General features: G+C 46.5%; 24 protein-coding genes and 1 other annotated feature. Of the genes, 1 reads left to right on the top strand and 23 read right to left on the bottom strand.

Annotated elements, in window-relative coordinates; all coding sequences use genetic code 11:
• Positions 1-38 precede the first annotated feature (38 nt).
• The 19 genes from nasC to QMA13_RS10245 form a co-directional block, all read right to left on the bottom strand.
• Positions 39-2,174: an assimilatory nitrate reductase catalytic subunit NasC gene (gene nasC / locus QMA13_RS10335; protein WP_282941288.1), complete on the bottom strand. Its 2,136-nt coding sequence runs from the start codon at positions 2,172-2,174 to the stop codon at positions 39-41.
• 16 nt (positions 2,175-2,190) lie between these two features.
• Positions 2,191-3,423 carry an MFS transporter gene (locus QMA13_RS10330; RefSeq protein ID WP_282941287.1) on the bottom strand — a complete coding sequence of 411 codons (1,233 nt, stop codon included), beginning with the start codon at positions 3,421-3,423 and terminating at the stop codon, positions 2,191-2,193.
• Positions 3,424-3,731: 308 nt separating this feature from the next.
• Entirely contained in the window at positions 3,732-5,033 is a 1,302-nt protein-coding gene (gene obgE, locus QMA13_RS10325; RefSeq protein ID WP_282941286.1) for a GTPase ObgE, read from the bottom strand.
• Positions 5,034-5,045: 12 nt separating this feature from the next.
• Complete coding sequence (locus tag QMA13_RS10320; RefSeq protein WP_282941285.1) at positions 5,046-5,690, bottom strand: Spo0B domain-containing protein; 645 nt, start codon at positions 5,688-5,690, stop codon at positions 5,046-5,048.
• A 138-nt stretch (positions 5,691-5,828) separates the two neighbouring features.
• A complete protein-coding gene (gene rpmA / locus QMA13_RS10315; RefSeq protein WP_282941284.1) occupies positions 5,829-6,140 on the bottom strand; it encodes a 50S ribosomal protein L27 in 312 nt (103 codons plus the stop codon).
• Positions 6,141-6,162: 22 nt separating this feature from the next.
• A complete protein-coding gene (locus tag QMA13_RS10310; protein WP_282941283.1) occupies positions 6,163-6,492 on the bottom strand; it encodes a ribosomal-processing cysteine protease Prp in 330 nt (109 codons plus the stop codon).
• Positions 6,493-6,506: 14 nt separating this feature from the next.
• The gene (rplU, locus tag QMA13_RS10305; RefSeq protein ID WP_282941282.1) at positions 6,507-6,818 is read right to left on the bottom strand and encodes a 50S ribosomal protein L21; all 312 of its coding nucleotides are present in this window, start codon (positions 6,816-6,818) and stop codon (positions 6,507-6,509) included.
• A 14-nt stretch (positions 6,819-6,832) separates the two neighbouring features.
• Positions 6,833-6,918 (bottom strand) — a sequence feature (ribosomal protein L21 leader region).
• A gap of 86 nt (positions 6,919-7,004) precedes the next feature.
• On the bottom strand, positions 7,005-8,246 hold the full coding sequence (locus tag QMA13_RS10300) for an Rne/Rng family ribonuclease (protein ID WP_282941281.1): 1,242 nt from the start codon (positions 8,244-8,246) through the stop codon (positions 7,005-7,007).
• Between the two features lie 23 nt (positions 8,247-8,269).
• Positions 8,270-9,154: a M50 family metallopeptidase gene (locus tag QMA13_RS10295; RefSeq protein ID WP_282941280.1), complete on the bottom strand. Its 885-nt coding sequence runs from the start codon at positions 9,152-9,154 to the stop codon at positions 8,270-8,272.
• Positions 9,147-10,043: a M23 family metallopeptidase gene (locus tag QMA13_RS10290; protein ID WP_282941279.1), complete on the bottom strand. Its 897-nt coding sequence runs from the start codon at positions 10,041-10,043 to the stop codon at positions 9,147-9,149. Before QMA13_RS10290 ends, QMA13_RS10295 begins: the two co-directional genes overlap by 8 nt.
• Before the next feature lie 245 nt (positions 10,044-10,288).
• Positions 10,289-11,434, bottom strand: coding sequence for an FtsW/RodA/SpoVE family cell cycle protein (locus tag QMA13_RS10285; protein ID WP_282941278.1), 1,146 nt, complete (start codon positions 11,432-11,434; stop codon positions 10,289-10,291).
• A 6-nt stretch (positions 11,435-11,440) separates the two neighbouring features.
• Positions 11,441-12,235, bottom strand: a complete 795-nt coding sequence (gene minD / locus QMA13_RS10280) for a septum site-determining protein MinD (protein WP_282941277.1) — start codon at positions 12,233-12,235, stop codon at positions 11,441-11,443.
• A gap of 18 nt (positions 12,236-12,253) precedes the next feature.
• Positions 12,254-12,907 (bottom strand): septum site-determining protein MinC, encoded by a 654-nt coding sequence (locus QMA13_RS10275; protein ID WP_282941276.1) that lies wholly within the window; start codon positions 12,905-12,907, stop codon positions 12,254-12,256.
• A 70-nt stretch (positions 12,908-12,977) separates the two neighbouring features.
• Complete coding sequence (gene mreD / locus QMA13_RS10270) at positions 12,978-13,505, bottom strand: rod shape-determining protein MreD (RefSeq protein ID WP_282941275.1); 528 nt, start codon at positions 13,503-13,505, stop codon at positions 12,978-12,980.
• A 5-nt stretch (positions 13,506-13,510) separates the two neighbouring features.
• Positions 13,511-14,371, bottom strand: a complete 861-nt coding sequence (mreC, locus tag QMA13_RS10265) for a rod shape-determining protein MreC (RefSeq protein WP_282941274.1) — start codon at positions 14,369-14,371, stop codon at positions 13,511-13,513.
• A 33-nt stretch (positions 14,372-14,404) separates the two neighbouring features.
• Positions 14,405-15,439, bottom strand: a complete 1,035-nt coding sequence (locus tag QMA13_RS10260) for a rod shape-determining protein (protein ID WP_282941273.1) — start codon at positions 15,437-15,439, stop codon at positions 14,405-14,407.
• Between the two features lie 101 nt (positions 15,440-15,540).
• A complete protein-coding gene (gene radC / locus QMA13_RS10255; protein WP_282941272.1) occupies positions 15,541-16,230 on the bottom strand; it encodes a RadC family protein in 690 nt (229 codons plus the stop codon).
• Between the two features lie 57 nt (positions 16,231-16,287).
• Complete coding sequence (locus QMA13_RS10250; RefSeq protein ID WP_282941271.1) at positions 16,288-16,893, bottom strand: Maf family protein; 606 nt, start codon at positions 16,891-16,893, stop codon at positions 16,288-16,290.
• A 66-nt stretch (positions 16,894-16,959) separates the two neighbouring features.
• Positions 16,960-17,202 carry a DUF4321 domain-containing protein gene (locus tag QMA13_RS10245; protein WP_282941270.1) on the bottom strand — a complete coding sequence of 81 codons (243 nt, stop codon included), beginning with the start codon at positions 17,200-17,202 and terminating at the stop codon, positions 16,960-16,962.
• Positions 17,203-17,324: 122 nt separating this feature from the next.
• Between QMA13_RS10245 and QMA13_RS10240 the strand changes: the two genes are divergently transcribed.
• On the top strand, positions 17,325-18,629 hold the full coding sequence (locus QMA13_RS10240) for an N-acetylmuramoyl-L-alanine amidase (protein ID WP_282941269.1): 1,305 nt from the start codon (positions 17,325-17,327) through the stop codon (positions 18,627-18,629).
• Between the two features lie 82 nt (positions 18,630-18,711).
• On the opposite strand, the gene QMA13_RS10235 is transcribed toward QMA13_RS10240, so the two are convergent.
• From QMA13_RS10235 to murC, 4 genes are all read right to left on the bottom strand, one after another.
• Positions 18,712-20,085, bottom strand: coding sequence for an SPOR domain-containing protein (locus QMA13_RS10235; protein WP_282941268.1), 1,374 nt, complete (start codon positions 20,083-20,085; stop codon positions 18,712-18,714).
• Positions 20,086-20,229: 144 nt separating this feature from the next.
• A complete protein-coding gene (locus tag QMA13_RS10230; RefSeq protein ID WP_481858156.1) occupies positions 20,230-20,772 on the bottom strand; it encodes a ferritin in 543 nt (180 codons plus the stop codon).
• 8 nt (positions 20,773-20,780) lie between these two features.
• Positions 20,781-20,942, bottom strand: coding sequence for a hypothetical protein (locus tag QMA13_RS10225; RefSeq protein ID WP_282941267.1), 162 nt, complete (start codon positions 20,940-20,942; stop codon positions 20,781-20,783).
• A 200-nt stretch (positions 20,943-21,142) separates the two neighbouring features.
• The gene (murC, locus tag QMA13_RS10220; protein WP_282943361.1) at positions 21,143-22,528 is read right to left on the bottom strand and encodes a UDP-N-acetylmuramate--L-alanine ligase; all 1,386 of its coding nucleotides are present in this window, start codon (positions 22,526-22,528) and stop codon (positions 21,143-21,145) included.

The raw sequence follows: 22,528 nt of genomic DNA, 5'->3' as shown, positions 1-22,528 counted from the left end.
GTCTGAAGGTAACAGCTGTTACAAATTTAAGCTTTCTCTTAAGGCTTTAGGGGTTCAACACGTACAGCACATACTTTAAATTCCGGCATTTTGCATGTAGGATCGAGAGCGGGATTAGTCAATCGATTGATGCTTTGATCATCTCCCCAATGAAATGGAACAAAGACCGTATCTTTTCTAATTTTATTGGAGAGCTTTACTTTGATCCGGATTGAGCCGCGTTTGGACGATATTTGAGCATAACTCCCATTCACAAGCCCGTTTTCAGCTGCAGCTTCAGGATGGATCTCAAGCAGCGGCTCCGGATATTTCAAGTTTAGCTCTGGGGTATTACGTGTCTGCACACCGGATAAATAATGTTGAAGCACGCGGCCTGTCGTTAATAGAAGCGGATACTTTTGCGTTGGAATTTCTCTTGGATTCTGGTGTTCTATCGGAATAAGACGTGCCCGTCCGTCATCATGGGCAAAGCGCTCCTCAAACATGCGAGGTGTTCCGGGATGTCCTTCTTCCGGACAAGGCCAAAACATCCCTTTCAGATGTTCGATATCGGAATACGTCATTCCGTAGTAATCAGCCAACCCGCCTCGGGAAGCAAGCCGCAGCTCATTGAAAATATCTTCCGCGGATTCATATTGGAAGAGACGTCCTTTTCCCAATACAGCGGCAATATCACACAGGATTCTCCAATCCAAGCGCGCTTTGCCAGGCAGCGGCTTCAGGGCTCTTCTCACCATCACGCGACCTTCAAGCTGTGTCATGGTTCCTTCATCTTCTAAATAAGCCGAACCCGGGAGCACCATATGAGCGAGCCGCGAAGTCTCCGTATGAAACAAATCAATAACAACGAGAAATTCGAGCTTCTTTAACGCTCTCTCCACCAAATGACTGTTAGGATTAGATACAACTGGATTGGAAGAGAGTATAATTAAACCTTTGATTTCTCCACGATCAATGGCTTCCATCATTTCATAAGCAGATAGCCCTTTTCTTGGAAGCTCCTCTTCGGGAACTCCCCACACCTCAGCAATATAAGCTCTGTGTTCAGGATTCTCAATTAAGCGATAGCCCGGAAGCTGATCCGCCTTCTGCCCATGCTCCCGGCCGCCTTGCCCATTCGCTTGCCCTGTAATGGCTCCATAGCCGCATCCAGGACGTCCGATTTTACCTGTGAGCAGCACCAGGTTGAGAAAGTTACGTACATTAGCCACTCCGCTTGCGTGCTGCTCCACACCGCGCGCCGTGAACACCATCCCCGTCTCCGCCTGACCGTACATTCTAGCAGCCTCCATAATGAGCTGAGAAGAAACTCCGCTCAATGCGGCTGCCTCAGATAAAGAGACTTGGTTCAGATGCTCCTTCAACTCGGCGTATCCATTGGTCTTTTGTTCTACAAATGCTTGATCCACATAGCCTTCTTCGACTATGACTTTCAGCATGCCGTTTACTAGAGCCGCATCATACCCCGGTTTCACCTTCAGATGAATATCCGCAATCGCGCAAGTAGCCGTTTCACGGGGGTCTATCACGATGATTTTGCAGCCTTCTTGTCTCGCTTTACGAAAATAATGCATAATGGTCGGCTGACATTCAGCAATATTGGTACCAGCTAATATTATGCACTTAGCCAACGGCACATCGGAAAGCGGGTTGGTTAACCCGCGATCGACGCCGAAGGTAAGGTTCGATGCGCCAGCAGCCGCCGACATGCAGAACCTTCCATTATAATCTATATATTTGGTCTGCAAAGCAATCCGAGCAAATTTGCCCAGCAAATAGCTCTCCTCATTCGTCAGTGATCCCCCACCGTATACGCCTATCGAGTCTTTACCGTATGTATGCTGCAAATGCTGTATTTGAAACCTCATCCTCTCCAGTGCATGGTCCCAGGACACATTGAACAGTGTGCCATTCTCCCGTACCATTGGACTTATCAGCCTGCGTTCGTCCACAGCATGAACATGGGCGTTCAACCCTTTGACGCATAATTTCCCCTCGGTAACCGGATCTTCATGGTTCGGTAGTACAGAGTAAAGACTTCCGTTAATTGACTTTTCTTCATACAGATTCATGGTGCACTGTACACTGCAGTAGGGACATTCAGTGACTGTTGTTTGTTCTCTTGACGGAACAGATGACTGCTCCTTCTGAAAATGCTTTAGAGTATCGTTCATCTCTGCTCACCTGCTTCTAGTAATTAACTCCTGAGCCTGACGCCGCCCATGCCTTTCTCCAGCTCCGAGTGACAGCATAAAATATTAACGTCACCACCAGCACGATAGAGGCAACAACAACAAAGCCAGTTACATGCGATCCTGTTGCTTGTTTTAATGGCCCTAAAATATTATTAGGCAGCAGGAATCCCCCTAATCCTCCGAATGCACCGACAATGCCTGTTACAACGCCGATTTCTTTAGGAAAGCGCTGCGGCACTAACTGAAAAATAGACCCGTTGCCCATTCCAAGGCACGCCATCATCACGCTAGTTATTGCCAGCATGACCATAAACGATGTCGGCATTGTCGATACGGCTAAAGCGCATAAAGTAATAATGGAGAATAACAGTGTCATGAAGCGCATACCTCCGATTTTATCGGCAATATACCCTCCAACTGGCCTAAAGAAGCTCCCTGCAATGACCGTAATCGTAACCAGATAACCGATTTGAATCTTGCTTAATCCGCCGTCAACCGCCTTTTCTCCATAAACATCATAGAAAAAGATGCTGAAGTAGTTGGAGAAACCGACGAAGCCACCGAACGTTATCGCATAGAATAAGCTGAACCACCATGTATCGATATTTTTGAAAGCCGTAAAGTAATCCGCCCATTTTTTCGGCTTCGGTTGATTTGGACTATCTTTGGCCATCAGAGTATACGCCAGCAGTACAAGGAGTAGAGGAAGGATAGCTAGACCGAATACCTTATGCCAACCAAGGGTAGTCGCCAGTTGCGGCCCGAAGAAGGTGGCCAGTGCCGTTCCGCTGTTGCCTGCACCCGCAATACCCATAGCCAGACCTTGATATTGAGGCGGGTACCAGCGGCTCGCCAGGGATAAGGATACCGCGAAGCTAGCGCCGGCTATCCCTAGCAGAAATCCTAATGCTTGCACCTGACTCAGACTAGTGCCTCCAAGCCAACCCCACAACAGCGGAATCAATGTCAAGCCCATCCCGATAATACCGGTTTTTCTGGAACCGATACGATCAGCCAAAATTCCCATTGGAATTCGAAATATAGATCCGCCTAGTGTCGGAATCGCCACCATTGTCGCTTTTTGTGCGTCGGTCAAGCCAAAATCTTTAGTAATATACAATGATAAAGCTCCGCAAAGAACCCATATCATAAAACTAACGTCAAAATAGAGAAATGATGACACCAAACTCGGAATATGCCCTGATTTCCGGAAGTTTTTAACATCCACTCCTTATTACCTCCTGATATTTTCTATAATACGTAGATCACAGTTCAATCAATGTCATATTTGATTACATATACTATACATTCGAAAGGCGTATAGTTCAACGCTTTTTTTATCAAAAGTTCACGTTTTACTTTACTATTATTGTCATACTTTCGATTCGTTCTCGTTCATTCATAGTTTCGCGAATATTAAAGGGGAACATAATAGAGAATATTCGTTTTTGTAACGTTTACAGAACATATAAAAAAACACCAACCTCATCAGACAAACATGAGCCTTGGTGTTTTATCACTCGACTTTGCCGCAAGCTATTCCTTCTCGACAAATTCAAATTCAAAATCTCCGATACGAACCGTCTGTCCATCTTTCGCTCCGCGGCTACGCAATGCTTCGTCGATCCCTTTTTTACGCAAAATCCGCGCAAACCTCATAACCGCTTCTTCAGTACTGAAGTTCGTCCGCTTAATCAGCTTCTCAATGCTTGGACTCTCGACTACGAAAGTATCATTTTCCCGAGTGATGGTGAAATCATCAGCTTCTTTGGCTTCGAGACGATACACTTTACGCTCGGCCAAATCAACGAGATCCTCAACAAGAGGCATTTCCGGAATGGTTTCCAACAGATCCGCTATTTTATACAGCAGCTCTTGAACCCCGTTTTTCGTCACTGCAGATATCGGAATAATTTGCGTAGACGGACTGACTTCTGACAACTGTCGCGTGAATTCACTCAACAGCTCCTCAGCATCCGGCATGTCCATTTTATTGGCAACCACAATTTGTGGACGCTCTTCGAGCTTGGAATTGTACAAGTTTAACTCTTCATTGATCTTTTGCCAGTCTTCAAAAGGATCCCGACCTTCAGTCGCAGCCATATCAATAATGTGTACAATAACTCTAGTCCGTTCAATGTGACGCAAAAACTCATGTCCAAGACCAACGCCTTGATGCGCCCCTTCAATCAATCCTGGCAAGTCCGCCATAACGAAGCTGCGTCCGTCGCCTACATCCACCACTCCGAGATTAGGTGTCAGTGTTGTAAAATGATATGCGCCGATCTTAGGCTGAGCCGCGGATACAACCGACAGCAAGGTCGATTTGCCTACGCTTGGGAAACCTACCAAACCAACATCGGCCATCACCTTAAGCTCAAGCACAACCCAACGCTCTTGGCCTTCTTCACCATTCTCTGCTATTTCCGGTGCTGGATTGTTGGGAGTAGCAAAACGAATATTACCCCGACCTCCACGGCCCCCTCTGGCAATAACAACCTGCTGCCCATGACGGGTCAAATCCGCAACAATTTCCTGCGAGTCATCATCAATGACAACCGTGCCTGGAGGTACTTTTACGATCATATCGTCCGCGTTAGCTCCATGCTGGCTTTTGTTCCGGCCTTTTTCACCACGCTCCGCTTTAAAATGCTTCTGATAACGGAAGTCCATCAGTGTACGCAGCCCTTCGTCTACACGAAAAATGACATCGCCGCCATCGCCACCGTCGCCGCCACCTGGTCCTCCCTCAGGAACATACTTCTCTCTTCGGAACGCTACCAGGCCGTCTCCACCGTCACCGCCCTTAACATAAATCTTCGCTTTATCTACAAACATGAATCCACCTCATTATGTATTCAATGACAGCCCAATAGCTACAACTGCCTGATTTTCTTTCACTTGGACAACATCCCAGGTCTCTAACGGCCCCGATACTTGCCGTATCTTCTGCAATGACTGCATCAGCAGCGATTCCTTTACTGACCCTGCATAATGAAACTCCATAACCAGCCGTTCTTCCTCTTGAATGAAATGAAGCTTCAGGACATGCTCCCCGTCCATACCTTGACGCGCATTTTCCTTGAAAGTCTCCATAACAGACCGAACGATTGCATAAATCCGATTCGAGTCTGCTGGCAATTCATTCAGATGAATTTCTTGCTCCATGACGATGGAGAGCGCAATTTCTTTTACTTCGGTTTGATAAGCAAGCAGATATACGATTAGATTCGGTGCCCCCAGCTTGGAGATATAGCTTTCCAATTGGACCTTATGTCTTATTTTCTCCATAAGGCTCTCTAATTTATCATACTTTTTTAATTTCACATAACCAAACAGTACTTGGATCTCATTCATCCAATCATGGCGGTAATGATTTAATAGTCGGATGAACTGAAGATTTTGCTCCGTATCCATACCCTCAACAGAAGGTTCCGTTTGGGAATGTTTACAATCTACAACGACTTGCTCGTTATCAGGCCTCTTCGACATCATTGCGTACCCTCTCCGATCCGCACTTGATCCTAACTCTAACAGTATAGCATGTTGTACTCAAAAGATCACATCATGCTTCCCTAACTACGCAAAAAACCCCAGCGACTCTGGATCGCCGGGGTTATCGTCGATGACGTATTATACTTCCAAAGCCGCAGCCACAGGAGCAGCGTCCACAGGGTAGACGCTAACTTTCTTGCGATCACGACCCAGACGCTCGAATTTCACAACGCCTTCAACCTTTGCAAACAACGTGTCATCGGAACCGATGCCTACGTTATTGCCCGGATGAATTTTCGTTCCGCGTTGGCGAACCAAAATGCTGCCTGCAGTTACTGTCTGACCGTCTGCACGTTTAACGCCAAGACGTTTAGCAATACTGTCACGACCGTTTTTGGTGGAACCTACACCTTTTTTGGAAGCGAACAACTGAAGATTTAATTGTAGCATGGATGTCTACCTCCTTCTTCATTTATTTTGTGTCTTGCAATGCTATATATGCACCATAAGATTGTTCGATCGATTTCAGCATGACGACCATCGATTCCAAGAGCAATTGCACTTTCTCCAAATCAGCCTCATCCAGATGCCCTGGAACCCGCACATCCAGCAAACCATGTTTCACGTTCGCCTTCAATTCGATTCCCAACACGGCTTCAACAGAATTGACAGTGCCTACAGTCACAGCCGATACACCGGCACAAACAATATCTTTGCCCGGATCACCGTACAGCGCATGTCCTTTTACTCGGAACGACTCGATCTGATCGTCTGGTCTCCGCTTGATCGTTACCCGAATCATAGCCTTGTCCCTTATTAAGCTTGGATTTTTTCAATCACAACTTTAGTGTAAGGCTGACGGTGACCTTGCTTACGACGGTAGTTCTTTTTGGCTTTGTATTTGTAAACGATGATTTTCTCACCTTTACCATGCTTCTCCACTTTTGCGGATACAGAAGCGCCGGCTACCACTGGAGCTCCAAGCACCAAACCGCCTTCTTTGGATACTGCCAATACTTTGTCAAAAGTAACAGCGTCACCTTGACCTACGTTCAATTTCTCGATGAAAAGAACATCGCCTTCTTGAACTTTGTATTGTTTACCACCTGTTTCGATAATTGCGTACATTTCGTTGCACCTCCCTCATGTCTCAGACTCGCCTAAGCTAGGTGACTCGTTCCGAAATAGAACGTGTTCTTCAACCCGCTTCGCGCGGTTACAGCATGTTTTGCAACATACCTGAATATATTACCATAGCCCATGCATGATTGCAATGCCTAATTTGTAATTGCGAATTATCGGCTCACACAACAATTATTTGGTCCATAACCATCCGGTGCCCTCACATTCTGTACAACGCCGGATGGTGACCTTGTCCTTACCGTCCCTGACCTTCTTGCGTGTCATTTCTACTAGCCCAAGCCGAGTCCATCCTTCAATGACCGTCTTCGTACGATCTCGCTTTACCTCTGCTTCGAGTGTATCCAGAACAAGCTGCCGATGAGCCATTAAATCCATATCGATAAAGTCGATAATGATTAGTCCACCTATATCTCGCAGCCTCAACAGACGCGATATTTCTTTGGCTGCCAGCAGATTTGTGTCCTTCACCGTCTGCTCCAAATCAACGCTTCCCGTATATCGCCCTGTATTCACGTCAAAAACGGTTAAAGCCTCGGTATGATCAACAACGACATAGCCTCCATTATCCAGCCATATCTTCCGTTTAAAGCCGTTCTCAAGCTGTTCATCCGCCTGATAATTCGCAAATAATGTGCTCCTGCCGCTCTCAAACCGCCGCACTCGCTCACAAAGGCCTGGTGATGCCGCACGAACGAGTGTCAAAATCGTCTCGTAGGCTTCCTTATCATTGACCCACAGCTCCTGTACATCCTCGCGAAATACATCCCGGATCCAGCGCGGCAGCAGTCCAAAATCGGTATACACCTTACGAGGCACGTTACCCTGAAGCATAGAGAGGTCCTCAACAGCCTGCCACCGCTTGCGAAGATCTACAAGGTCTGTGGTGATCAGCTCCTCAGCAACACCCTCAGCAGCCGTTCTCACAATAAAACCCTCGCCTTGCTGCAGCTGCCGTTCTGCGGCATGCTTCAATCGTTCGCGCTCACTCTCATTTTCAATTTTGCGTGAAACGCCAACGTAATCGGCACGCGGCATATAAACGCCCCATCTACCTGGAATCGAATAGTGTGTCGTTACCCTTGCCCCTTTATTGCCAACTGGCTCTTTAACAACCTGCACAAGCAACGATTGCCCTACTTGAACAAGCTCAGTAATTAACGGTTTTTGTTTGGGATGTTTCTCCAAATGTGCCGGTAAAATGTCATCAATATATAAAAAAGCGTTTTTTTCTAAACCGATATCCAAAAACGCCGCCTGCATCCCCTGCAAAACGTTAACAACTCGACCTATGTACATATTGCCAGCCAAGTGCTCCGCTCCGCGAAATTCGTTGTCGTACTCTACCAATCTGTCGTTTTCCATTACCGCTACTTCGATTTGGTCCTGCCCACATTGAACGAGAATACGCTTCATGATTTTCCACCTCGGACTTCATTTTACATGAAAAGCTCGGAAATCGCACTTCCCCGCTTCGATTCATTGAAATACGTCTGTAGAAGCGGCTGCTCGGGAAGAACAACACGTATGGCACCGCGCTCATCCATTACATACACGAGATGGTATTTCTCCCGCATAAACAAGCGAACAATCTCTGTCACTTTACGCCTTCCGTCCACGACAATCGGCTGGGCCAGTGTTCCATGTCGCATGAGTCGATTGAGCGTGTCTCCTCTATGTATGAGAAAACGCATAAAATGATAGGACATGCCTTTGTAAGCATACCAGTTGGAGTAAAACAAGAACAAGCCGATAATAAATAAATTAAGTTGAAAGCCCCCATACAATATATGAAGAACCGCAGCAGCAAGTATAAGTATACTAAAAATGAGGCTTGTCACACAGCTTATCACAATCACCCTCTGGTAGGGCAGCCAAAAGCTCAGTAAAGACTGCATGATCTTGCCTCCATCCAACGGAAGTACGGGAAGCAAGTTGAATAAAGCGACTAATAAATTCGCTTGAATGAAATACACGCTCCACTCTCCGGAGATAATGCCTGTCGCCTGAAGAGCCATAGCCGCTAAGACCATAATACCATTTTGCAGCGGTCCTGACAGCGTTACAATGATTTCCTGCCACGCTGGAACGCTGGCCAGCTCCTCAACTACGACTACACCGCCAAATGGAAGAAGCTGAATTTCCTTGACTCGCCAGCCAAAATTTTTAGCCGCCATAACATGGCCCAGCTCATGGATCAAAACAATACCGAACAAGGTTGCGGTCTCAATGAAATAGCCAGCCAAAATCGAAAGCAGTATAACAATGGAGAATAGAGGATGAAATCGGATTGAAACCCCGAACACGCGATTCCACTTATTCAAATTGTACCACATCCGCCGGATTGACGAATTTATTGTCCTTGGAGACAGCGAAATATAAATAGCCCGCTTGTTTGCTGCTGTTTTTGGATACGGTACCTATCGTCTCACCGCCCTTGATCCAGTCATTCAGCTCCACCTTGCCCTGTTCTATCCATCCATAAACCGATTGCAAACCGTTCGTATGACGAATGATGATCGTATAGCCTGTATCCTCTTTATTACCCACATACACGACCAACCCGGTATCCATGGCTGCTACCGGAGTGTCCGATTTTGTCTCAACCGTGACCCCAAGACGGCTCGTTTCAAAAGGGGCAATAATTTTCCCTTTAACAGGCGTAAAATAATGTTTGGAGACGAGATCCACTTTTTGAGCTTCTTCCTGATAAAGTGTATTTAAGGCCGGAAGCAGTGATGGCGTTCCTCCAAACTGTCGCTCATACCACAGAGCTACAGACTGGAACTGGAACGACTCATTCAGCGCCGAGCTAATGTAGGCTTTTCCCTTGTTGGCCAGCGGGTCATTCCACTGAAACATCCCCCATATAAGTGCAAAGATAAAGCAGCTCACGATAAGCTTAAGCCGCAAACCTCCTTTGCTAGGCATAAAGGGGCTTCTTTCCGAGCCCTCATCATATGCATATTCCCGCTGAGACATATCCTGATTCCATTTTTGTTTCCAAACGTATTCCGGATCATTCCAGCGGCCTGCATCTTGAAGAGGCCCCTCTGTTACTTCTTCCTGTCTACGGTCCGGAAGCCGGTAAGTCTCCAACAGCTCATGCTGCCTCACAGGCTGGTGACTCGGCAGGGGTCGACGCTCTGCGGACGACTGCAGCTCTCTTATTCGCTCCATTCTTCTTTGGCGTATGCTGTTCTTTGTATTCATCTGAGGACTCCTCCCAAGAGCTTTTCACTATGGAAAGCTGCGTATTCCGATAGAATGCCAGGTTCACCGAATCCATACGCTTGTCTTACACAAGCGCAGTCAGCGGGAGCTTGTTTACTTAAATCCTATGAGCCTGTACATCCAAATATGAGAAGTAATTCTACCTGCTTGCGTAAGCAATATCACTAATAAATACAAAAAAAGCATCCTGATAACAGGATGCTTACATTAATCGTTCGATTGTATTAATAAGTGAGTTCCTTTTCCTGATGAACTCGAATACTCATCACTAGTGCGATACTCATCATATTGATCAAAAGAGATGTGCCTCCATAACTAATAAAAGGCAGCGTTATACCAGTAAGCGGCATAATACCTATCAACATCCCGACATTCTCAAAGATTTGGAACACGAACATGGAAACAACACCTACAATGATGTAGGAGCCTCCCTTATCACTGCATTGGATGGATATCAGTATCATCCTGTATATCAGGACAAAATAGAGCAGCAGCAGCACAGAAGAGCCCACAAAACCGAATTCCTCTGCCAGCACCACGAAGATGGAGTCGGAGTAAGCATAGGGTATGAAATGCCTGTGAACGGATGTCCCCTGTAAATACTTCTCACCCGTCAAGCCTCCTGAACCAATCGCTTTGATGGAGTTATCCACCTGAAACTTCTGATCCTTCGTTGCGTTCTCAGGGTCGATAAAGGTATCCATCCGAGCCACCCAGTGGCCTTTACCCCTCTCTGAGAAATACGTCTTGATTGGATCATGATAGTGTGTAAATAAGTACATAAACAGCACCAAGGCTCCGATAGCAATAAGTGCGCCTATTAGGAAATGGAAATACTTCACGTTACCGATCCACAGCATACCGATGAAGACGACTACGAAAATAATCGCATTCCCCAGATCCGGTTGGATAAGAACTAAAATAAACGGAACTAACACAATGACCCCTACAGGAATCACGTCCGTGAAAAACTTCAATGGCTCCCCTTGCTTACGAGCAAGAAACGCTGCCACTCCCATAATCAGCATCAGCTTCATTAGCTCGGCAGGTTGAAACAGAAGTCCTCCAGGCAGTTGAAACCAGCTTTTGGCCCCGTTGATTTCCATCCCGAACTTATATACGGCTGCGAGCAGTCCCAAGCCCACAATATACAAGTACGGCGATATTTTAATAATTGCGCGATAATCGACAAAAGTAAAGCCGATAAACGCCAAGATAGAGATGATGTAAATGATGATCATTTTTTTGAGATCGAAAACAATATTCGGGTCATCAAGCGTCGCGCTATAGACCAGCAGCGTACTGATAACCATGAATGCTAGTAGAATGACAACGATGGGAATATCGATCTTCTTTAATTTATGCAGCAAATCCGATCATCCTATTCCGATAAACTTCTTCAATTTAGAAATGACCCCTGCCTTTTCATCCATTGGCATCAAAGGCACCGTATCGCCCAATATTCGGCGTGCAATATTTCGGTAAGCTATAGCCGCGCGCGAGCTTGGATTCATCACAGTAGGCTCGCCCATATTTGCAGCTTTGATAACATATTCATCGTCAGGAACAATTCCAAGCAGATCAATGGCCAATACAGAGCAAATCTCATCGATGTCGAGCATTTCGCCTTTCTTCACCATATTGGCGCGAATACGGTTAATGACAAGCTTCGGCGATTCGATGCGTTCATTTTCCAATAAGCCGATGATACGGTCCGCATCTCGTACGGCTGCATTTTCCGGCGTCGTGACTACGATAGCTTTGTCGGCTCCAGCAACCGCATTTTTGAATCCTTGCTCAATCCCAGCTGGACAGTCAATGATCACAAATTCAAAGTCGCGCTTTAATTCCAGTACGATATCTCGAACGGCTTCCGGAGAAACCGAGTGCTTGTCCTTCGTTTGAGCAGCAGGAAGCATGTAGAGCTCGTCAAAGCGCTTGTCCTTCACCAATGCTTGAGCCAACCGGCAGCGCCCTTCCGCTACGTCTACCAAATCATAAATGATCCGGTTTTCCAGTCCCATGACGACATCAAGATTGCGCAGGCCGATATCCGTGTCGACCATACACACCTTTTTCCCTTGAAGCGCCAGTGCCGTTCCGATATTAGCCGATGTAGTCGTCTTCCCTACACCGCCTTTTCCCGAAGTAATGACAATTGCTTCTCCCATACGCTCCACTCCTTCTCATTACTGCTTAGCCGCTAATTTATGCATATGATGGATTTTATCTATTTCCATTTTGCCTTCCTTTATGTAGGCAAACTCCATAAAAGCTTCGTTGATTCCCCACTCATCCGGAGGCCTGCTAATTATGCCTGCGATCCTAAGTTGAGTAGGTCTCAGATGGGAAGCAGCTATGACGACCGATTCATCGCCATCCACCCCTGCATGGGCCATGCCTTTTAAGGAACCCATGATGTAGATGCTTCCCGTGCTGACGATAGTGCCTCCCGGATTAATATCTCCCAGGAATAATATATTTCCTTCTTCTGTTAATGTTTGTCCGGAGCGGACGATCCCTTTAAGCAGTCTTACATCCGGCATATTATGAAAAACGGACGCCGAGGGGTCCGCCGTTTGCGATTCTATCGATTGGATCAGCAGGTTTCCCTTTTGTCCTATTATGGAACGGATTTGCTCCTTCTCTTCGTCGGAAGCATTCCTTGTTCCTAGTTTGACATGTACATGAATGATAGGGCCGGTCAATATTTGCTGATGTGTCTTTTCAAGCTTATGCTTAAGCTCCTTGACGACTTCTTCAAATTCGCATGTATCATTAAGCAAAAATACGAGCCCGTCTTTAACTCCTTTAATCGTAACATGATGTTTTACTGCCGTCATACACTCCTCCAACCCCCTAACCTATAACATTCGGTTTTTTTCAGCATATCTCCTTCTTTTTCGCTGAAAATTATTCCTCAGGGGCGGACGACGCGTTGTGCATGCTTTCAAACAGCTTCCTTACAGGTACATAAACGATCAGGGCAAAGAGCAGGTTAATCAAAGTGCTTGGCAGCATCTGATGGAAGAAAGCCCAATGCAAATCCAGATGCGTAGTTTGGAACAATCGATAAAGTCCATAAACAATAGCTTCATAGAACAAATTGCCAAACGCCATGACGAGCATACTGACGACAATATTGGAATAAAGTCTGCGGTGCGTTAATCCGGCCAAGTAGCCGGCAAGCCCCATGGCAAAGGAGATCGGTCCCAGCATGGGAGAATAATAAAGCAAATCCTGCAGGAATCCAAAGATAAGTCCAAACCACAATGCCGTATGCCGATTCACGTAAAGCCCGATATACAGCACGATAACGAGCATGAAGTGAGGGGCTACAAATACCTTGGATTGCCACACGCTTGGTATCATCCACTGCAGCAAAGTCCCTTCCAGTATTAACAGAACGGTAAGGATGATCCACAGCCATTTACGTGCCATTAACATCACCCCTGCTCCGGAACAAATACGACGAACACTTCACGTAAATGAGTAAAGGAGGCGAAAGGCTGCACAACCGCTTCATGAGATATCCCGAAGTTGCCCGGCTTTCTCGAAACTACTTTGCCGACCGGAATCCCTCTCGGGAATACTTGACCTAATCCTGATGTGATAACCTCATCGCCTATTTCGAGCTTGTCGTTCGGATCGATCTTGGTCATAATCAGCTTTTGTTGGGTCGGATCGTAGCTTTCGATAATGCCAAACGATTCATTCTCACGATTTTTGATCGTTACGGCGATCGCCTTGGAATCGTTGGCAGTATCATCCACTCCATTAAGCAATTGAACGTTAGAGTAGAATGAAAAGGTCTGAAGAACACGCCCTACCAAGCCATCAACGGAAACAACGGCCATATTCGGCTTAACCCCATCTTTTTCACCCAAATTAATTCGTACCGTATTGTTCAAGGAATCCGGACTGACAGCAACGACTTCTGCGATTCGGAACGTGTAGTTGTTAGCCTGCTTCTGACGTTCGGTAAAACCAAGGGCATCCTGAAGCCGCTTGTTTTGCTGCTCCAAGTCATTCAGACGTGTCGTATCCCTTGCGTATTTGGTCAAAGTCTGCTTCAATACTTTGTTTTCGATAAAAATCGTACGCATTTGTTTCATATCCTCAAAGAAACCCGCTATATAGCCAGCGGGCTTATAAAACAATCCTTGTGTCCACGATATTGTATCGCCTACAAACTTTTCCGGCCAGGTCGTCTGCCCTCGTTTGCCAAGCGTCAAGCCCATCAGGGCGATGAAACAAATAAGGCCGAGCAGTAATATCAACAGCCTCTTATTCCCCAACAATTTCAAAGCATACACCTTCTAACCTTTACAGCGTAATAATCAGCGTCTCGTTCTGCTTGTAGGACCTGATCTCATTTTGAAAAGATGAATGTTTTCAAGCGCTCTTCCCGTTCCTATTGCGACGCAATCCAAAGGATTCTCAGCAACGAGAACCGGCATTCCGGTTTCACGGGACAACAGCTTGTCCAGATTGCGGAGCAATCCGCCACCGCCTGTAAGTACAATACCACGGTCCATTATGTCGGCAGCTAGTTCAGGCGGGCATTTCTCCAATGTCACTTTTACAGCATCCACAATGCTGTTCACCGTATCTCCCAGCGCATCCGTAATTTCTTCAGACGTTATAGTCATCGTCTTAGGTAAACCACTTACTAGATCGCGTCCGCGAATCTCAAAGTTCACAGGAGCTTCCATTGGCAAAGCCGATCCAATCTCCATCTTAATCGATTCCGCTGTGCGCTCCCCGATCATCAGATTATAAGTCCGCTTAATATATTGAGTGATCGCTTCATCCATTTCGTCTCCAGCTACACGAATGGATCGGCTGGTGACGATGCCCCCCAATGAAATGACCGCTACCTCAGTCGTACCTCCACCGATATCGACAACCATACTGCCTGTCGGCTCCCAAACGGGTAAGTCAGCGCCGATTGCCGCAGCAAACGGTTCTTCGATAGTGAAGGCATCACGAGCTCCCGCTTGGCGAGTTGCATCCTCCACCGCTCTTTTCTCTACTGCAGTAATCCCTGAAGGGACGCAGACCATTACACTCGGGTGACGCTGGAATAGCCAACGGTCCTTCTGAGCTTGACGGATAAAATATTTAATCATGGTCGATGTCGTATCAAAATCGGCAATGACCCCGTCCTTCATAGGACGGACTGCACGAATATTTCCGGGAGTACGGCCAATCATTTTTTTTGCGTCATTTCCTACGGCCTCTATAGATTTGGTATCGGTACGCAGTGCAACAACCGACGGTTCTCTCACTACAATCCCTTTACCTTTTACATAGACCAATGTATTTGCTGTCCCGAGATCGATCCCCAGGTCCTTTGTAAAACCACCAAACATGCTCGGTACTCCCTTCCTAATGGCTAAATGCCCGAAAAAACTGCTACACAATCCAGCTTTTTACACGCTTAACATTTACTTTATTGTATTCCACTATTATATTACATCAAGCCTTGCTCCTTCAAACTTACATACCTCCGGTCACCAATCACGATGTGATCGAGCACGTCGATACCAATGATTTCGCCTGCTTCCGTTAAACGTTCGGTCAGTTGAATATCTTCGGAGCTAGGGGTCGGGTCGCCACTTGGGTGATTATGTACACAAATGATCGAAGCGCTGCTTCGCTTGATCGCAGCCCGAAAAACTTCCCGGGGATGTACGATTGCTGCATTCAAACTACCCATAGATAACGTTTCCTGACCAATGATGTGATTTTTTGTATTTAAAAACAAACAAACAAAATGCTCCTTCTGTAAATAACGCATCTCCTCCATCAATAAACCTGACACATCCTCAGGAGAACGAACCGTCACGGTTTCTTTCATCCCACTTCGTGCCAGTCTTCGACCCAGCTCAATGCCGGCCTGGATTTGCAAGCCTTTGGCCGAGCCAATCCCTTTGATTTCGGTTAACTGCTGCAAGCTCATATCGACAAGGCTCCGCAAACCTCCCGCTTGACTCAACAGTCTTTGTGCCAAGTGTACGGCAGATTCCTGAACCGTCCCGGTACGAATTAGAATAGCTAACAGTTCCGCGTTACTTAATGCTTGAGCCCCATACTCCATCATGCGTTCTCTAGGTCGTTCTTCGTTTGGGACATCGCGCAATGTTAAATTGGGCGATTCCATTCATTCCCCTCTTTCGTCAAAAAGTCGTTGGAACCACCATTATATCATGATGCAGACTCAAAGAACAGCAATGCCCAAACGCTCCAGCAGATCGCTGAGCAGTGAGACAGGAAGCCCAACAACATTGAAATAATCGCCATCAATTCGCTCGATAATCGTAGCGCCCAGGCCTTGAATGCCATAGGAGCCCGCTTTATCCATCGGTTCGCCCGTATCAATATAACGCTCGATCTGGGTCGGCGTCAACGTCTTCATGTAAACAGATGTAACATGATGAGAAACCAATTGCTGACCTGTGCTCAAATCTATGCATGCTACGCCAGTGAACACCTCATGTTTTCGCCCTTGGAGCGAATTCAGCATACGAAACGCATCCTGCTTGTCCTTTGGCTTGCCTAGTACTTCACCATCCACTACGACAATCGTATCCGATCCGATTACAATTCCGTCCGTACGGTGCTCCTTCTTATACATTTCGCAGACAGCTAGCGCTTTGCGACTGGATAATTGTTCCACGATCTCATCTGGTCTTAGCCCAGGCTCTGTATCTTCATTCACGTCACTAACTCTAATTTCATATGGAAGTTGAAGCGATCTGATCAATTCTTGACGCCGAGGGGAAGAAGAAGCCAAGATCAGCTTTTTTTGCACAGTAATCGACATATAGAGACTCCTTAGCTCGAATAGTATGTATGCCTTCAATTCAAAAGTTCCTGAGGGATCTTTGTTTTACAATTTACGGTAAAGCCAAAACGAAGCCGCAAGCCCCGCAATACTGATTAAATTCAACTTAAGCTGGATATGAAGATCGTACTTGAGTACCAACAGATCCGCTTTGGGCTCCCAGGACAGCTCGACTGATTTCGTCAAAAACGACAGGGCTGACACCGGACTCAATAATTGCCCGACAAGAGCCCCCGCCACTAGTCCTATGATAAGCAATAAGATAAAAGTAAATGTATTTTTTTTCACTTCAGTTCCCATTCCTCTATCAGATGATATACACACCACGTATTATAGCATAATTTTGGAGAATGTTACCTGCTTACAACTAGCATGAACAGCTTGTAAAATATAACGAGGAGGGATTCGAATTGAAACGCCGGCCTTATTCTATCATGATCTTACTTATAGCACTTCTGATAGCATTCCCCTCTTCGACGTTTGCTGCAAAAATTGTCGTAGATGCGGGACATGGCGGTTCGGACCCCGGAGCTATCGGAGTTAACGGCTTGTATGAAAAAACAGTAAATTTAGACATCGCACAAAAGTTAAGAGGATTTCTAATTCAACAAGGATATGAAGTCAGCATGACGCGTACAGACGATACGTACATATCCTTAAATGATCGCGTCGATTTCACCAACGCTCAGAAAGCGGATCTGTTCGTTTCGGTTCATGCGAACTCTTATTCCAATCCGGATTCTCGCGGAGCCATGGTACTGTATTATGATAAAAACTTTCCGCAGGTGGATTATCCCGCCAGTTCACAAATGACGGCTCTTACACCGGAAAGCAAGGAATTGGCTCAAAAAGTGTTGGAAAAATTCGTAACGACCGTAGGCGTAAACAACCTCGGTTTGGTGGAGAGCTCCGTCTATGTAGTTCGAATGGGAACGATTCCGAGCATTCTGGTTGAAACGTCGTTCTTATCGAACGCCAAGGATGCAGCCATGCTTAATAATGATGGTGTAAGAACACAAATGGCCAAGGCGATTGCCCTTGGCATCGAAGATTATTTGCCTCTTAATGGACAAGGGAAGAGCAGCGTATTTAACGATATTAGTGGTCATTGGGCACAGGAATCGATTACGCACTTGAACTCGCAGGGGATTATTGAAGGTGTCGGCAAACAGTTTTTGCCGAACAATGAGATGACTCGTGCAGAATGGATCACGCTGCTGGACCGAGTCTTCGACTTGTCGAAGGTCCAGCCAGTTACATCGACGGGAGTCTGTGCGGATACTACCGTCACAGGCGTTGTGTACGGCGCAGGGGTATGCACTCCCCTAGCCGATAAAGCCAAGGACGTGAAGGCCAGTCACTGGGCCTACGCGTCCTTGAGCAAGGCAGTGGCCGCCGGGGTGCTTGACGGGTACGAGGACGGGACGCTTCGTCCCGACCAGCCCGTCACGCGAGCCGAGGTGGCCGCGATGTTCCAGCGGCTGGCACTGCCGCTGGCAAGTTCGACGGCGGCGGTGACGCAGCCGCCGTTCAAGGACGTGCCGACCGATGCATGGTCGGCCAATGCCATCGCCAGCCTGAAGCAAGCAGGCTGGATCGACGGCATTACGGCGGACAGGTTCATGCCTGACCGCCGTATGACCTGGGCGGAAGCGGCCTCGCTGCTCGACCGCTACAAGCAAAGCACACAAAAAACGACGAACCGACAGCCTTAAGGCTGTCTGCGGTTCGTCGTTTTTTGATAGTCATACCCGCAATACTGTCATTACGTGGAATAGTTAAACCAGCTTACGGACTCTACTCCATCGCTACCATTTTGCGCAAATCCTTTTCGGCTACGACATATTGCATCAGAGCCGCTTGGGTTTGCCACATATAAGAGGTTCCTGGATTTTTCTTATACTCGTCCAGGGAAACGATCGCTGTATTCATAGCCGTATTCATTTTTTGCAGTGCTGCTTTAGCATCGTCAGCAAGGCCTTCAGTAGCTGCAGCAGATAGCCCTGTCCAAGCTTGGTGAGATGTTTTTACCGATTGCAGCGCTGTCGCATCCAGCGCAGTTGCCTTTGATTCCGACAAATGAGCCAATGCCAATGGAACGATCGATTGCACCAGCTTAGCACCCTGATTCATGTAATTAGGAATCGAATCGGATTGCTTTCCGTTCCATTTGATTTTATTTAAAGCAGGCAGCTCCACATTTTTCACAATTACATCGATATTTTTTTGCTTGAACTGTTGGGAGAGACCCATGGCTTCGTCACGTGTCATTGACATACCAACGTATACCGGATATTTATCACCTGTATCATGGACAGCGAAAAAGCCTTTTTTCTTCAGATCTGCTTGAGCCGCATCAGCACTCTGGGGAGTACTGAATACGCCGCTTTGCAGAAAGCTGTACGATTTGGCAGGAATGCTGACAGCAATTCCAGTTGCAGCAGATGCAGATGCAGGGACTGCTGGATTCGCCGTACCCGTTTTATCTGCAGTAGTCTTGCTTGTAGCGTTGACCGCTGCAGTACCTTTATCCGCAACCCCTGGATTCGTCGCGTTAACGGAGCTGCTCTGTCCAGTTGGGGGAGTTGCTTTCCCTTGGGTATCCCCCGAAAACATCGATAAGACGAAGAAACCGAAAGCAATCCCTGTCACAATAGCACCCGCAACCGAAGTCGCCACTTTGATCCAGGATGTATTCGGTTTTCTCGGACCGGAAACGTATACCGGCTCCTCTGGAACGTACCACCTGTGATCCTTTAAAGGCTCCACAGGCTCTACATACGGTTCCTGACGCTCCTGGGACCCACGCAGAGGCTCAAGCCTGTCACCTGCTTTGTTCTGCGGTCCATGATTCGATTCACGAATCAGTTGTTCGACTCGATTCGTCTCCGCATCAAAGGAGCTTTGCCAACCGCCATAATCCGTCGTATATAAATTTAAAGGCTGTGCGTCGATAAGAGGTTGCTTTACCTGCGTTGACGGTGGTGTTGACGACTGCTTTCCTTCCTCTTTTGCCTGGAAGAAGCTATCTTCAATCAGAGGCGTCTCTTTCACGTGATACTCTTCCACATGAAGCGGTATCACTTTAGACTCTTCCTTTACTATGCGATGAGTTCCGTTATTCCGCCCCGGGCTATGGTCAAAACGAAAGGTCATTTTATTCTTGTTCATTCTACTTCTCTCCCTTGTCCATTTTCGTATTACTAGACTATGAGAGAGAAAAGTGGATTAGAACAAGCAAGTCCTTATTTATCCTAGGTAATTAACCCCTAAGACGGCCTATTCTTTCCACAGCGTCCTGTTTATGAAGCCTTATTAATTTGCAGGAGGCGTAAATACCCGTTGAGCGAATTCAGCATCAAGCATGTAGAATGCGTTGCTATCCTTATCAATTCGTTTGAGCTTCTGGATGATGCTGTCAAACATCGCTTCCTCTTCCACTTGCTCATCAATAAACCATTTCAAGAAATGGATCGTTGCATGTTCTCTTTCGTTCAACGCCATATCGGACAGATGGTAGATCCGCTTCGTCACGATTTGCTCATGCTCATAGGCGTGCTGAAACACTTGTAAAATGGAGCTGTATTCATTATTCGGATTCTCCATACCATCCAGCGTAGCTCTTCTTCCACGGTCATTTAAAAATTTATAAATTTTCATAGCATGGAATCGTTCCTCTTCCGCCTGCACAATAAAGAAATTGGCGAAGCCATCCAAGCTTTCGCCCGAACAGTAGGCCGCCATTGCCAAATAGACATGGGAGGAAAAAAATTCAAAATTCATTTGCTCATTGAGCGCTTGGCTTAATTCATCGTTTAACAAAATAACACTACCTTCCGTTTTTATAATCTTCTTCAAAAGGGGCCTTATCCAATCAAACCGAGCAGTTCTTCATAAAGCTTATCCGCCGAAACTGCGCATACAACGTTGGTTTTTCCAACCTTAACCACGCATTGCTTGGAGCAAAGCTTGCATTCACCCAAACAGTCCTTCTTCTTCTGCTTAATATCGGGAAATTGCTTTTTCATAGTCTTGTATACGCTCTTGAACCGTGCTTAAAGTTTCTGCAGCAGTATTTGATCTTCATCTTAAGGCTTCCCTTCTTATGTATCATTTCATTCAAATGATAATAGTTATCATTTACACTGTCAATCCATAGATACAATCTAGCAGAACAAAAAAGACCTACACAGGCAAAATCCCCTGCATAGGTCCAATCCAAGAAATGCTATAATATGCTGCCTTTGACTTCCAGCGCTTTAGCCAAACCATCAGCTGCTTTCCAAATGTCTCCCGCTCCCATGGTTAACACCAGATCTCCGCTTTGGACATGGGAGAACAAATATTCCTGCACTTCCTCTTTCGTAGGAATGTACCTCACATTTGCATTGCTGTTATGGCGAATCAGTTCCACCAGCTTGGCCGAAGTGATCCCTTCAATTTGTTTTTCACCGGCTGGAGAGTAAATATCAGTAATAATAACTTCATCTGCTTCCGGAAAAGCTCGGCTAAACTGCTCGAACAAAAAGTAGGTTCGGGTATAGCGCTGTGGCTGAAATACGGCAATGATCCTTTTTCCCGTCGCCTTGGCGGCACTGATAGTTGCTTCTATTTCAGTAGGATGGTGGGCGTAATCATCGATAACTAAGATGTCATCCACTTCGCCCAGTACTTGAAAACGGCGTTTGGCTCCGCGGAAGTCTGTAATTGCTTCTGCCACCTGTTCAAAAGACAAACCTGCTTCCAAGCAAGTAATCAACGTCGCAAGTGCGTTGTACACATTATGCTTGCCAGGGACCGATAGCTTAATCGTTCCAAGCGTTTGACCTTGATGAACGACTTCGAAATGCACTTTCCGATCACCCAATACAATGCTATGCGCTATATAATCGGCCTCATTTTCAATACCGTAAGTTATGACCTCGCTTTGGATCAACGGAATCATGTCACACAAATAACTATCATCCTTGCAAACAACCGCTTTGCCATCCGTCTTAACTTGACTTAAAAATTGAGCGTAAGCCTTCTTCAAATTTTCAAAGTCTCCATTATAGTTTTCCAGATGGTCCGCTTCAATGTTGTTAACCAGAGCAATATAAGGATGGTATTGAAGGAAAGAGCCGTCGCTCTCATCGGCTTCCGCAACAACCCAGTCGCCTTGTCCAGCCTTAGCATTGCTGCCCATATTCATGATCTCTCCGCCAATGATATAAGTCGGATCCTGCTGACAATGCTCAAGAACAAGAGCAATCATCGATGACGTTGTCGTCTTCCCGTGAGCTCCGGCTACAGCTATCCCTTTCTTGGCGTTCATGAGACGCCCAAGCATTTGCGAACGGTGCAGGATCGGTATTTTCAAATGCTCTGCCGCCGCCATTTCTACGTTGTCTTTGGATAAAGCCGTCGAATATACAACGACATCGGCCCCTTTGACATGCTCGGCTTCATGACCGATAAATACTTGGGCTCCTTTTGCAGCCAGCTTCTCCGTAAGCTCCTGCCGCGCCAAATCTGACCCCGAAACTTGGTATCCCATTTCCAGCATGACTTTGGCAATAGCACTCATGCCGTAACCGCCAATGCCGATAAAATGGATATGCTCAGATGGTTTCAC

This window comes from Paenibacillus sp. RC67 (genome assembly GCF_030020805.1).
Lineage (GTDB): Bacteria > Bacillota > Bacilli > Paenibacillales > NBRC-103111 > Paenibacillus_S.
The sequence above is the reverse complement of the archived record's forward strand: the minus strand, read 5'-3'. Positions and strand labels throughout refer to the sequence as shown.